This window comes from Paraburkholderia phenazinium, from assembly GCF_900100735.1.
In the GTDB taxonomy this organism is placed as follows: Bacteria; Pseudomonadota; Gammaproteobacteria; order Burkholderiales; family Burkholderiaceae; genus Paraburkholderia; species Paraburkholderia phenazinia.
Genome location: NZ_FNCJ01000019.1, coordinates 148,114 through 160,587, shown reverse-complemented (window position 1 = coordinate 160,587; position 12,474 = coordinate 148,114). Strand labels below are relative to the sequence as shown.

At 63.6% G+C, this 12,474-nt stretch carries 14 protein-coding genes and 2 pseudogenes; 5 read left to right on the top strand and 11 right to left on the bottom strand.

What is annotated here, in order from left to right; all coding sequences use genetic code 11:
- From BLQ92_RS31590 to BLQ92_RS31565, 6 genes are all read right to left on the bottom strand, one after another.
- The coding region (locus tag BLQ92_RS31590; RefSeq protein ID WP_143016711.1) for a porin at nt 1-372 on the bottom strand (372 nt) is incomplete at its 3' end.
- A 119-nt stretch (nt 373-491) separates the two neighbouring features.
- Nucleotides 492-968, bottom strand: a complete 477-nt coding sequence (locus BLQ92_RS31585) for a TIGR00725 family protein (RefSeq protein ID WP_090691680.1) — start codon at nt 966-968, stop codon at nt 492-494.
- A 70-nt stretch (nt 969-1,038) separates the two neighbouring features.
- A complete protein-coding gene (locus BLQ92_RS31580) occupies nt 1,039-1,881 on the bottom strand; it encodes an ABC transporter permease (protein WP_090691677.1) in 843 nt (280 codons plus the stop codon).
- Nucleotides 1,882-1,905: 24 nt separating this feature from the next.
- Entirely contained in the window at nt 1,906-2,997 is a 1,092-nt protein-coding gene (locus BLQ92_RS31575) for an extracellular solute-binding protein (protein WP_090691674.1), read from the bottom strand.
- A 43-nt stretch (nt 2,998-3,040) separates the two neighbouring features.
- Entirely contained in the window at nt 3,041-4,069 is a 1,029-nt protein-coding gene (locus tag BLQ92_RS31570; RefSeq protein ID WP_090691669.1) for an ABC transporter ATP-binding protein, read from the bottom strand.
- Nucleotides 4,070-4,073: 4 nt separating this feature from the next.
- Nucleotides 4,074-4,925 (bottom strand): ABC transporter permease, encoded by an 852-nt coding sequence (locus BLQ92_RS31565; RefSeq protein ID WP_090691666.1) that lies wholly within the window; start codon nt 4,923-4,925, stop codon nt 4,074-4,076.
- A 190-nt stretch (nt 4,926-5,115) separates the two neighbouring features.
- Between BLQ92_RS31565 and BLQ92_RS31560 the strand changes: the two genes are divergently transcribed.
- Nucleotides 5,116-6,042: a LysR substrate-binding domain-containing protein gene (locus tag BLQ92_RS31560; RefSeq protein ID WP_090691663.1), complete on the top strand. Its 927-nt coding sequence runs from the start codon at nt 5,116-5,118 to the stop codon at nt 6,040-6,042.
- Here BLQ92_RS31560 and BLQ92_RS40865 read toward each other — a convergent pair.
- A pseudogene (locus BLQ92_RS40865) lies at nt 6,028-6,246 on the bottom strand (hypothetical protein); the annotation flags it as partial. The gene BLQ92_RS31560 and the pseudogene BLQ92_RS40865 sit on opposite strands and share 15 nt — an antisense overlap.
- Before the next feature lie 54 nt (nt 6,247-6,300).
- On the bottom strand, nt 6,301-6,669 hold the full coding sequence (locus tag BLQ92_RS31550) for a nuclear transport factor 2 family protein (RefSeq protein WP_090691660.1): 369 nt from the start codon (nt 6,667-6,669) through the stop codon (nt 6,301-6,303).
- A gap of 145 nt (nt 6,670-6,814) precedes the next feature.
- Between BLQ92_RS31550 and BLQ92_RS31545 the strand changes: the two genes are divergently transcribed.
- From BLQ92_RS31545 to flhC, 4 genes are all read left to right on the top strand, one after another.
- Complete coding sequence (locus tag BLQ92_RS31545) at nt 6,815-7,687, top strand: helix-turn-helix domain-containing protein (RefSeq protein WP_090691657.1); 873 nt, start codon at nt 6,815-6,817, stop codon at nt 7,685-7,687.
- Nucleotides 7,688-7,758: 71 nt separating this feature from the next.
- Nucleotides 7,759-8,286, top strand: coding sequence for a GNAT family N-acetyltransferase (locus BLQ92_RS31540; RefSeq protein WP_090691654.1), 528 nt, complete (start codon nt 7,759-7,761; stop codon nt 8,284-8,286).
- Between the two features lie 843 nt (nt 8,287-9,129).
- Nucleotides 9,130-9,450 carry a flagellar transcriptional regulator FlhD gene (gene flhD, locus BLQ92_RS31535; protein ID WP_090691650.1) on the top strand — a complete coding sequence of 107 codons (321 nt, stop codon included), beginning with the start codon at nt 9,130-9,132 and terminating at the stop codon, nt 9,448-9,450.
- Nucleotides 9,451-9,463: 13 nt separating this feature from the next.
- Entirely contained in the window at nt 9,464-10,045 is a 582-nt protein-coding gene (gene flhC, locus BLQ92_RS31530; RefSeq protein ID WP_090691647.1) for a flagellar transcriptional regulator FlhC, read from the top strand.
- A gap of 117 nt (nt 10,046-10,162) precedes the next feature.
- On the opposite strand, the gene BLQ92_RS31525 is transcribed toward flhC, so the two are convergent.
- From BLQ92_RS31525 to BLQ92_RS31520, 3 genes and pseudogenes are all read right to left on the bottom strand, one after another.
- Nucleotides 10,163-11,374, bottom strand: coding sequence for an acyl-CoA dehydrogenase family protein (locus tag BLQ92_RS31525; protein WP_090691644.1), 1,212 nt, complete (start codon nt 11,372-11,374; stop codon nt 10,163-10,165).
- A gap of 23 nt (nt 11,375-11,397) precedes the next feature.
- Nucleotides 11,398-11,469: pseudogene (locus BLQ92_RS39665) on the bottom strand (ABC transporter permease); the annotation flags it as partial.
- 192 nt (nt 11,470-11,661) lie between these two features.
- Nucleotides 11,662-12,429 carry an ABC transporter ATP-binding protein gene (locus tag BLQ92_RS31520; RefSeq protein ID WP_090691642.1) on the bottom strand — a complete coding sequence of 256 codons (768 nt, stop codon included), beginning with the start codon at nt 12,427-12,429 and terminating at the stop codon, nt 11,662-11,664.
- Nucleotides 12,430-12,474 lie beyond the last annotated feature (45 nt).

Below are 12,474 nucleotides of genomic sequence, written 5' to 3'. Positions count from 1 at the left end.
CGTACCGAACTTCGTGCTCGAGAGGCCCATGAACGCCTGGCGGCCGAACTCGCGGCTGTTCTGCCCCAACTGACCCGTGCCGACGTTAAAGCCGTTCTCGAGCTGGAAGATCGCGGCCAGGCCGTCGCCCAGATCTTCCTTGCCCTTCAGGCCCCAGCGGCTGCCCGACCAGGTGCCGCTCGTGAAGGTGTAGTTCGACCGGCCGACCAGCACCGCGGGCGTGCCGGCCTTGCCCGCCGTCTGCACGACGGCCTGATTGCTGGTGTAACCCAGACCGGCGTCGACGATACCGTACAGCGTCACGCTCCCCTGAGCGTGGGCTGCTGCACAAAACCCGTTAAGGGCTACCAGAGCGAAAAGTGATTTTTTCATCATTTTAGGATTCCTATATGTTAACCCAACCTCGACTGCCTCGTTCAAGCACACTTCCTTGCTGATTCAGAGTGCTGCATTGAAGCCCTACACCGCGGCGCAGGCCTACGCGGCCAGATTCAATCTGCTGCCAATACAGCCGAGCCCTCCGCCGCCAGCCAGTTCGCCACCGTCACGACCAACTGGTCGAGATCGTCGAACCCTTCGGCGCCGTGTACATGGGGCGCGCCGCAGGCGGTAAACACCGGCTTGCCCCACTGCAGACCCAAGGCCATCTCGGAGAGCGTGCCGAGTCCACCGCCCACTGCAACCAGACAGATCGACGCGCGTGCGATCAGCGCATTGCGGGTAATGCCCAACCCGGTCGGCAAAGCAACGGTGAGATAGGGGTTCGCCTGCGCCGCATCTTCTTCAGGCAGCAAGCCGATCACCACGCCGCCCGCCGCTCTCGCGCCGCACGCGGCCGCTTCCATCACGCCGCCCTTGCCACCGCACAGCAGCGCCATGCCGGCACCAGCCAATGCGTAGGCCAGATTTCTCGCCGACGACAACTGCTCCGCGCTCGCCTCGCGTGGGCCGATCAGACCCACCGGCATGGCATGGCGCCTGGGCCCCGTTTGCCGAGCGGCCAGTTTTTGCAGCGCCAGATAAGCGTGGTGTGACCAGTCAATCTCTACGTTGCCGTGCAAGGCATTCCCCCAGTGCAAGAACACAGGTACAACCGGCCATCAGCAGCAGCGAAAGCACGGCGGCCAGCGGAAAATCGGTCTGTCCGTCGGACAGCTTCAGATACATCAGGAGCGGCAGAATATTGATCTGCGTGCCGGCAAGCGCGAGCGCCGTGCCGTATGTACCGAGCGCAATCGAAGTCACGAGGCACCAGGCCGAAGCGATTGAAGGCCACAACTCGCGCAGCGCGACATCGAACATGGCCCGCAGCGGCGTAGCGCCCAGGGTCAGCGCGGCTTCGAGTGGCCGGCGGTCCAGGTTCGCGATGGCCGGATAAAGCATCAACGCGACCCGCGGAATCAGGTAGTAGGCGTAAGCCACCACCAGCCCTGCGCTCGTGTAGATCAACGAACCCACGCTCGCCGGGTCGGCGCCCATGTGGGCGAGCAGGCTCGTCACGAAGCCGGCGCGGCCGAACGCAAGGATGAAGCCGTAGGCGATCACCAAGCCAGAGAACGCTAAGGGCACGCCGAGCAAGGCGAGTAACCAGCGGCGCCGTTGCGGCGACTGGCCAGCAAGCGCCATCGCAAGCGGCACGCCCACCACCAGCGACACCGTCCCAGCGCTGAGAGCAAGCCCAAGCGAGTTCAGCAAGGCGCTCAATACCAGCGGATCCTGCACGAGCCGCACGAACGCGGAACCGTGGTCGTCGGCCGACGAGACAAGCAATGCCCCGAGCGGTAAGGCGAAGAACACCGCGAGCAGCAGCCCTGCCGGTACGGCGCCGAAGCGCCGCACGAGGCCTGCGCCGCCGGCCGGGTTGGTTGAAGACGCATCCATCTTGCCGTAGCCCTTTTTTAAGCCTTACTTCGCGAGCGCAGCCTGCGCCCACAACTGGTCGACCTCGGCCTTCTTCGCGGCAGCCTTGACCACGTCGAGCGGATGCACTTGCGGCGCGTCGGGCATCTTCGCGCGGATCTCCGGCGACAACTGCACGCCCGGCACGGCGGGACGTACATAACCTTGCGCGAACAGCGCCTGGCCGACGTCGCTCATGACCAGATTCAGCCAGAGTTGCGCGGCGTCCGGATTCGGCCCGTTCTTCACGAGGCTGATGGCATACGGTGCCGAGACGCTGGCTTCCTTCGGAATCACCACCTCGGCGGCGTCGCCCATGCCGTCGGTGTATTTGGCCTTCAGCCCATCGTTCTCGTAGCCGATCAGGATCGGAATTTCGCCCTTGACGAATTTGGCGTAAGGCGTGGTGCCTTCGACGCGCATCACGTTGCCCGCTTCGCGCAGCTTGCCGAAGAAGTCGGCGCCCGGTTTCGGATTGTCGACGCTGCCGCCGAATGCGTAGGCGGCGGCGAACACGTCCACCTGTCCCTGGCCGGTCGAGCGCGGGTCGAGATACACCAGCGAATTGCGGTACTCGGGCTTGAGCAGGTCGGCCCAGCCGGTCGGGACGTTCTTGACCAGCTTGCGGTTGACGAGGAACGCAATGTTCAGCGAATGGACCGTGAACCAGCGGCCTTCGGGGTCGCGGAAGACCGGCGGCAACTTGTCGAAGTTCAACGGCTTGAACGGAGCGACCACATCCTTGTTGACCGCATCGAGCGCGGAAGCCGCAAAGTAGTACGCCGTGTCGGCCTGCGGACGGCGGCGGGCCTTGTCGAGCGCGACGACAGTCGCGGCCGAGCCGATATCGTTATAGGTGATCTCGACCTTGGGATAGCGCTTCCTGAATTCGGCGAAGAGCGACTTCCAGTTGGCCCACTCCGGGCCGGTATCGAACGACACCACCAGACCTTCGTCCGCCGCTTTCTCGTACAGCGCATCTTCGCCCGGATAAAGCGGTGCGGCCTGCGCGCTGCACGCGCCGGCCAGCAGCGTCATCGCGCAAACGAATCCGGCCGCACGGCGCGCGCGCGACAAAAGACTAAACCCTGCAAACATGGTGGTACTCCGTCAAACAAGATGAATGGACAAGTTTTTTTAGCTAGGCGGCCAGAACGCGTAGATCTTCCGGGGCGATCGCAATGGCCTGCTCGGCGAGACGCCGCCCTTCGCACAACAGCGGCGCCTGCGCCGAATCGGGCACGAAGTCGTAGCGGCAGGTCGCGCCGAAGTAGCGCACCTCGGTGCGCCGGCCAGCCAGCCGGTTGATCGCATCGGCAGGTGGATCGGGCTGCACGTGCTCGGGGCGCACCAGGACGCTGACGCGCGCGCCCGCCCGGAACGTTTGGGTATCGGCGTACAGCACCGCGAACGACACATCCACGGCGCCCACCCCGATCACCCGCCCCGGCATCACGCTCGAATGGCCCACGAAGCGCGCCACCTGCGTCGAGATGGGCTTTGAGTAGAGGCGCTCTGGCGTATCCACCTGCAAGACCCGGCCGCCGTCGACCACGGCAACGCGGTCGGCAAGGCTCAATGCCTCGTCCTGATCGTGCGTGACCAGCAGCGTGGTGGCGCCACAGGCGCGCTGCAGCGAGCGTATTTCGTCGCGCAGTTGCTGACGAATCCCGGCATCGAGCGCGGCCAACGGTTCGTCGAGCAACAGGACCCTGGGTTCGATGGCGAGCGCGCGGGCCAGTGCCACGCGTTGTTGCTGGCCGCCGGACAGGAGCGCCGGGCGGCGTTGCGCATGTTCGGTCAGCCCGACCCGCTCGAGCATCTCGAGCGCGCGAGCACGGCGTGTCTGCTTGTCGACGCCGCGCATGCGCAAGCCGTAGGCCACGTTGTCCGCGACGCTCAGATGGGGAAACAGCGCGTATTGCTGGAACACCATGCCGGTCTCGCGGCGCCATACGGGAACCCCGGCGACGTCGTTACCGCCAATCGCGATCCTGCCGCGATAACCGTTTAGCAGTCCTGCTGTGAGGCGCAGGATGGTCGACTTGCCCGAACCGCTGCGCCCCATCACGGCCAGCAACTCGCCGGGCGCGACCGTCAGCGTGACGGCGTCGATACCGTGCTGCGCGCCGGGATAAGTGAAACTCACGTTGTCGAAATGGAGACTCATCGTTTTACTTCAGTCGTTGAACCGTGTTGACCGAGACCAGCGTGGCGATCACAGCGAGGCACAGCAGCACCACGGTGGCGGCGCATGCCATGCCGGTCGCGCCGTAGAACGCCTGCAGCAGCACCACCGGATAGTTGCGGTAGCGAAACCCGGCAATCAGATTAGAGACCTGGAACTCGCCGATCGAGAGCGCCGCCACCATCACGAGTCCCGAGAACAGGCTCTGCCTGAGATTGGGCAAGACGACCGTGAGGAACTGCTGCAGCGGCGTCGCGCCGAGCGTGGCGGCGCAGGCTTCGAGCCGTTCGATGTCGAGGTGGCGCAGATCGCTCAGCAGCGTTTGCGTCAGATACGGCAGCGTCAATACCGTATGCGCGGCGATCAGGAGCGGCAGCGAACCGAGCCACGGCAAGGTGTCGCCGCTAAAGATCGCGATATAGCCGAAGCCGAGCGTGAGCGCGGGCACGCCCACTGGTAACAACGCAATCAGGCGCGCAACCGCGCCGCCGCCCGAACGCGAGCGGTAGTGCAGCGCATACGCGAGCGGCAAGCCGATCGCCGCGCTGGCGCAGCAGCAGGCGAGCGCGACCAGCAGACTCACGCCGAAGGCGCGGCGCAGGCTCGTATTGGCGGCGAGATCCGCAAACCAGTGACCGGTGATGCCGACTGGCAGCGTGGTATTGGTCCACGTCTTGCCGAATGCACCAATCAGGAGCAGCGCGATCGGCAGCAACAGGTAAATGGCAAACAGCACGACCACAATCTGCAGCGCGATGCGTCCAACCGGCACGCTGCGCCGGGCGCCGCGACTAACAGGCAGACGTGGCTGAAGAGCCGGTGCAACGGGGGGGAGCATGCAAGCGTTCCTCGGGAGCAAACTGAAGTGCGCCCGTCGTCAAGCGACGGTGCGGGGTTTCGAATTGCTTGCAAGTGTGCGGATGCGACATGGCGTCGTCATGAAAAAAACGTAAAAAACACGCATTGCGCTGTGCAGATCAGGAACACCTCGCGCAATCCCTTGCAAAAACTTCGATGTCGCGCTGCCCATGAAACACCACTATCCCAACGTCGCGGAACTGCTCGCCTTCACGAGTTCTGCCAGGCATCTGAGCTTTTCGCGGGCGGCGCGAGCGCTCGGTCTCACGCCGAGCGCGGTGAGCCGGCAGATTGCCAGCCTCGAAACGACATTCGGCGTGCAGCTTTTCATTCGCGACGGCCGCAACCTGGTGTTGACGCGAGCCGGCACGCTGTATCTGTCGCGCGTGGCCGGGCCGTTGCGCGATATCGGCAACGCGTCGCTTGAATTGATGAGTGCTGCCGGACAGAGTGACCTGTTGACGATCGCCAGCGTGCCGACCTTCACCACCAAGTGGCTGATTCCGCGCCTGCCGGATTTCCTCGCGAGCACGCCGGGTGTGACGATCAGCTTTTCCCGGCACCTCGCACACGGCGACCCGTTCCCGCTCGATCTGGATGCGGCGATCCGTTACGGCGACGGCAACTGGGCGGGCGTGGAGTGCGACTACATCGATGGGCGCCAATTCGTGCTGGTTTGCTCACCTGAGTATCAGCGCCAGCATTCGCTGCGCAGCTTGCAGGACACAGCGAATGCGCCCCGGCTGCTGCATGGGCAGGCGGAACAGGTCTGGGCGCAATGGGCGGACTTTTATGGCGTGCGCGAGATGCATGCGCTCGGCGGCCCGCGCTTCGAGCAGTACTCGGTGCTGATCCAGGCGGCTCAGGCTGGCCTCGGGCTCGCTCTGGTGCCGGCGTTTCTGGTGGCCGACAACCTCGCTGCGGGCACCTTGATCGAGCCGTTGACGGCGCCGATCGAGGTCGATCATGGGCACTATCTCTGCTATTGCCCGGAGCAGCTGGAACTGCGGCCGGCGCTGGTAGAGTTTCGGCGCTGGGTGTTGGCGCAGGTTAAGGGGGGTGAAGTTACGGCTGCGGCTATGCAAAGACCAGCGTAGCCAGCCAATCAACCCCAGCACGGCAAGCCCCGCGCCGCCCAATACCGGCTCACGCCACGCGAGCAAAGCAATGAAGGTGAACGCCCGCGCCCCGGCCAGTAACGCGAAACCGGCGATCGCCGTGCTGAGCGCGTCGAAGACGGCGAGTACCCGCGGGAAAGCGAGCGTTAGCGTGAAACCCGCGGCACGTGGCTCGTCATACATGATCGTCTCCTTGAAAACGGGAAGGCCGGCAGGCTTAACCGGCTTCGGACATCGTCAGGCGGCGCCCGGTGCGGCGTCGAGAAAGCCGGTCACCGCCTGCAGTCGCCCGGCGGTATCGACAACGCCGAAATCGGAACCCTTCACGATCGGCGTACCATCGGGCGTTACCAGTTCCCAGGAAAAACGCAGACGGTTAGCAAAGCCGTCGACATCCGTGGTGCGGCGAAAGGTATGGCGCGGGAAGCGTTCGTGAACCGCGCGAATCATCGCGTCGATGCCAGCGTGACCGTCGCCCGAGAGAAGCGGATCGAGATAGGTGCCGGTCGTGCTCCACGTCGCAGCAATCAGCTCGCGGCGGCTGGCCGGGTCGGCTTCGTTCCACGCGGCGAAATAACGGTCGATCAGATCGGTATTGGCGTTCATCACAGATTCCTTCAGTGGCTGAGCTCGACGCTCCGCAAACGATGTGCTTGCTGCGGGCTCGGACTGAAGGATCGGCGATGGGGCGACGCGGGTCGATTACCCCCGAGGTAATGGAATCCCCACCAGCCTTCGCTATGATCCCTCCATGAGCACCCTCTCCCTCCCCCCATCCGTCCCGGCGGCTCACCCGTCGGCCAGCCGCACGGTCGGCGAGTTGCTGCGCGACTGGCGCCAGCGGCGCCGGATGAGCCAGTTGCTGCTCGCCGCGGAGGCCGAGATCTCCACCCGCCACCTCAGCTTCGTCGAATCGGGCCGGGCGCTACCGAGCCGCGAAATGGTGATGCACCTGGCCGAGCGTCTCGACGTCCCGCTGCGCGCCCGCAACGCCCTGCTGGTTGCCGCCGGCTACGCACCGCTATTCCGCGAACGGCCCTTGAGCGATCCGCAGCTCGCGGCCGCCCGCGAAGCAGTAGAACTGGTGCTGAAAGGTCACGAGCCATACCCCGCGCTGGCGATCGACCGCCACTGGACCATCGTCGCCGCCAACCGCGCGCTCGCGCCGCTCGTCGGCGCGGCGAGCGCGTCCCTGCTGGAACCGCCCGTCAATGCGCTGCGCCTGAGCCTGCATCCACAGGGCATCGCGTCGTCCATCGTCAACTGGCATGCCTGGCGCGACCATGTGCTGGCGCGGTTGCAACGGCAAATCGAGGTCAGCGCCGACGACACGCTGGCCGCGCTGCGCGACGAACTGGCCGCTTATCCGGCTCCGCCCGGCACGCCGGATCGCGACGAAGACAGCAGCGCCGCGCTCAACCAGATCGCCGTCCCGCTGCGCCTGCGCACTTCGCTCGGCGTACTGTCGTTCTTCAGTACGACCACGGTATTCGGTACCCCCGTCGACGTCACGCTCTCCGAGCTTGCCATCGAAGCGTTTTTCCCCGCGGACCAACAGACGGCCGCCGCCCTGCGCAATTACGCGGAACAGCAAGCGTCACAAACGCCAGGCAGCACCGAATAGAGCCCAACGCCGACCCGCAGCCCCCCGCCGCTCGGCTACCATGCAAAGTCATCCCACACGGAGACCCCTGCATGGAGCGCAGCCCGCTGATCCGCCAACTCGAACCTGCCGATCGTGACGCCTTCTTCCAGTTGCGCCTGCGCGGCCTGCTGGCCCACCCCGAGGCCTTCGGTCAGAGCCACCAGGAGGCAGTCGAAAGAGGTCCCGGTCACTACGACGCGATTCTGCAAGGCGCACGCGCGGCTGATGGGGATTTCGTGCTGGGCGCGTTCTGCGCCCCGGAGCAGCAGTTGATCGGCACGGTCGCGCTCCTGCGCTCCCAGCGGGAAAAGGAACGGCATAAGGCAGCGGTGGTTGGCATGTACGTCGCACCGGAAGCCGCCGGACGCGGCGTGGGACGCGCGCTGCTCACCGAACTGCTGGCGCGGGCCGAACGGGTCGAGGGTCTGCGGCAAATCCAGCTTGTGGTTACCAGTCAGAACGAAGCGGCTGGCCACCTCTATGAATCGCTCGGTTTTCGGCGCTACGGCCGCGAAATCGGAGGTCTATGCGTCGGCGGAGTCTTTTACGATGCCGACCTGATGGCCCGGCTTATATAAAACTTGCGCCGGCCGGGCGCTATTGCAGCGCATCGGGTCCCATGCAACATGGTTGCTCTCCTCTCGCCGCAGCACGGTTACACATCAGCGCAATGCCTAAAGTGAGCGAACTGACGTGTCCTGACAACATGTCGCAGCCAATTATCCATTTAGCATGGAGTTGTCATATTGGTCCGTATAATGCCCGCTTCGTGTCAGGCAGCTTTTAACGGCGGCACGCGTCTCCGGCAACCTCATCCGGACCCTTTCCCGACTCTCGCCAACACCCGTATCCAGCTTCGCCTTCCAACGAGTCTGGCCAAGCAATGCCACATCCTGCCACACGTTACATTTGCGCCCGAGTTTGTAACTGGGGCCACAACAATGTGTAACATTCCGATTCGTCCCCAAGAGCCTCCCAGAAAGCAGTAGTTATTACTGAAAATTTCCAGCCCTTTCTTTTAGCTTTCTGTTTGAATCGCCTATTAGTGTTATCACTGGCAATCAAACAAGTTTCCTCAGACCATTTCTGAGCCCCCCTGTGACGCAAGCCCCACGGGGCATTGGCGGACGCTCCTGCAGATCCCATTCCAGGCCCGCAGCCGACTATTACGGCGACGTGAAAGAATTACCGGGAAATGTTGTATTTTTGTGAGATATTTTTTTGAGAGGGTATTGATTTCCTCAACCCCCCTTCATACAATTGCTTCCAAGGTGTTACGAGTTGTAACACCTTGTATCAAAGCAGCGGGATCGGAATTAAGTAGTGACATGTCGCCGGAGGTCTTCGAGTCCGGCGAGGGCACAAAAGCATAACGGCGCAAAAAGCCGACATAGCAATTCGGGGCTTCGGAAACAGCAAAAATGGACCGTAGCAGCGAGACGCGGGAATCTATCCGCGAGATCAACTTGTCTTACATCATGCTTGCGCAACGTATGTTGCGTGAGGACAAACCCATCGGGATGTTCCGTTTGGGTCTGTCGTCGGAACTGGCCGATTTGCTTGCCGGGCTGTCGCTCGCGCAGATCGTCAAACTGGCCTCTTCCGACCAGCTTCTGTGCTTTTTCCGCTTCAACGACCACGCCATGTTGTCGGCGTTGACGCAAACGACCAAGCACGCAGAAGTGTCGCCGACCCATGCGGCTATCCTGCTTGCAGGCCAGCCAGCAGAGCAATTCGCTTAACGAGGTGACTGCGATGCTCAAGCGAAGCCTGACGGAAGACGCACAGGAAGTGTTCCGCGCCATTGCGCTGATCGAACTCGGCGCACGCATGCAAGTGCTCGAGAGCGAACTGACGCTGTCGCGCGACCGCATGATTCGCCTCTATCGTGAGGTGAAGGGCGTTTCGCCGCCCAAGGGAATGTTGCCGTTCTCGGCGGACTGGTACATGACGTGGCTGGCCAACATCCACGCATCGTTGTTCTACAACACGTACCTGTTCCTGAAGAACGAAGCGCGCTGCTCGCATCTGGACGCGCTGACCAAGGGTTACCGGCTGTATCTGGAACATTGCAAGCACAGCGACACCGAGCCTGTGCTGGATCTGACGCGGGCGTGGACGCTGGTGCGTTTCTTCGACGCCGATATCCTGCAACTGACGCCGTGCTGCCGTTGCACGGGCAAGTTCGTCGCGCACAAGCACGACTTGCAGCACAACGTCGTATGTGGCGCCTGCCAGCCGCCGTCGCGCGCCGGCAAGACCAAGAAGGCCGCCGCCGCAGCCAAGCTGGAAGCGCAAGAAGCGCTTGAAGCAGCGCAAATCGCGCAAGCCGCCTGAGCCGACTGCCGTTCGGCCGGCTCAGCGCAGCCGGCTTTTCTATTGGGCGGGCCGGCTCGCTCAGCTCACCCACCCCACCACCGTCTGCACCGCCAGCCAGCAACACCTCGGCTGGCCTCAGGTGTACAAAGAAACCTCCGGCAATATCCCGCTGAGTGCATAGCGGCCCACGTCGCGCACCCGGTAGTCCAGCGGGTCGTGCAGCGTATGGACGCGGGCGTTGCGCCAGAAGCGGTCGAGCGCCAGCGGCGCGTGCGTTGAGCGTGCCCCGCAGGCGTCGAACAGGTTCTGGCTGACTTCGAGCGCTGCCCGATGCGCAAGAATCTTCGCCTCCGAAGTCGCCAGCGCCACCTCGCCGCGCGCCTCGGCGCTGAGTGCTGCGCCCTCTTGCCAGGCGTCCTCGAGCAGGCGCGCGGCGCGCTCGGCCAGCGCTTGCGCGCCCACCGTCTGCAAGCGCATCTCGCCGAAGCGGGCGATCAGGTACGGATCGTCAGTGGCCTTGTCGACCCCGGAGGTAATCCACGGCCGGCCGTTCCGGGTTACGTATTGACGCGCCTCTTCGAGCGCACCTTGTGCGATTCCGACGAACAGATTGGTGAGCACCAGTTGCGAGACCAGCGTGCGCAACGTGGCATGCGGTGCGGGCTGCGTTTCCGAGCGGTGCAGCACCTCGCCCGGCTCGATCTTGACGTGCGCAAACGACACGCTGCCGCTATCGGTTTGCCGCTGGCCGATCGGATCCCAGTCTTCATGCACCGTGATGCCGTCGCGCGTGGTCGGCACAACCGCGAAAATCGGCTTGCCCGTCTGCGGATCGTGCGCCGATACGGTCATCATCTGCGAGCCGCGCGTCCCCGAGCAAAAACCCTTCTGCCCGTTCAGGCGGAACCCGCCGTCAGCCGTCGCGCTCGCAATCAGCCGGGTGTCGAGCGGGTTGACCGCGTTGCCCCACCACCAGCGCCCTTCGACGGTGCCGCGCAGATAGCGCGCCCGTTGTGCCGGATTGCCCCATACATTGACGCTCACCACCTGCAGGCACTGAAAGCCCAGCAGGTGAGCGAGCGCGCTGTCGACCCGCGCCAGCGCACGGATCGTTTCGTAGACCTGGGGCCAGGGCGCCCCTGCGCCACCGAATTCGCGCGGCACGGCGAGCGTCAGCAGTCCCGCCTCGGCAATCCACTGTTTTTCCTGCGCGGCGTGGCCACCTTCGCGGTCGCGCTGTGCGGCGCTCGCGCGCAACGCTTCCAGCAGCCCCGGCAGATCGCGTGGCGCGGCGGAGGTCGCGGGTAGCGACGGGTCGAGGGCTGGGGGACGGCCCGGCTCGGTCATGAAATCTCCAGAACAGTCAGTCAACGCGTGAGCGGCAGCAATGCGACCAGCAGGATAAGGAAAGGCGTCGAACGGAATGCGTTGACGAGTGCGCCGGGCATGGGCGCGAATCATGATAGACGCAGGTCAGGCGGCGGTCTACGAAGGGATTTTGGAAAGGAAATCGCGCAAAGCGATATGGGATCGCGAACCTGCTTGCGGCATGCACGCGAGACGCCGCGGCGCGGCGTCTCGCGATTTTCGTGGACGAACTTTGCTCGCTCCCGTGGCGGGAACGGCAAGCCCGCTTACTTCAGATGGCCGGAGAGAAATTGCCCCAGTCGTTCGCTCTTGGGATTGACAAGAATGTCCTGCGGATGACCTTCCTCCTCGATCTTTCCCTTATGCAGGAAGATCACGTGATTCGACACGTTGCGAGCAAAGCCCATCTCGTGCGTGACCACGATCATCGTACGCCCCTCTTCAGCGAGAGCCTGCATGACTTTCAATACCTCACCGACCAGTTCCGGGTCGAGCGCGGAAGTGGGCTCGTCAAACAGCATCACGTCGGGTTCCATCGCCAGCGCTCGTGCAATGGCCACGCGCTGTTGCTGTCCGCCGGACAGATGGGACGGATATTTTCCTTCCATGGCGGTCGTGAGCCCGACCTTGGCCAGGTACTTGCGGGCTCGCGCCTCAGCCTCAGCACGGCTCAGCCCCAGCACACTGATAGGCGCTTCAACGATATTTTCGAGCACGGTCATGTGTGCCCATAAGTTGAAGTGCTGAAACACCATCGATAGTCTGGTGCGTATTTTCTGCAGTTGCCTGGGATCGCGGACCCGCAACGAGCCGTTCCTGTCCGGCGTAGTCTGGATCTCGTCCGCGTTGACCGTGATGCGGCCGGAGCAAGGTTGCTCAAGAAAATTCATGCAGCGCAAGAAAGTACTCTTCCCTGAACCACTGGACCCGATGATGCTGATGACATCGCCGGCCTTCGCCTTGAGCGATACGCCCTTGAGGACCTCGTTGTCACCGAATTTCTTGTGCAGATCGTCGACAGTCAACTTATACATGCTTGATACACTCCATCTTCGCGGTCGGCCGCTGTGGCCGTAGTT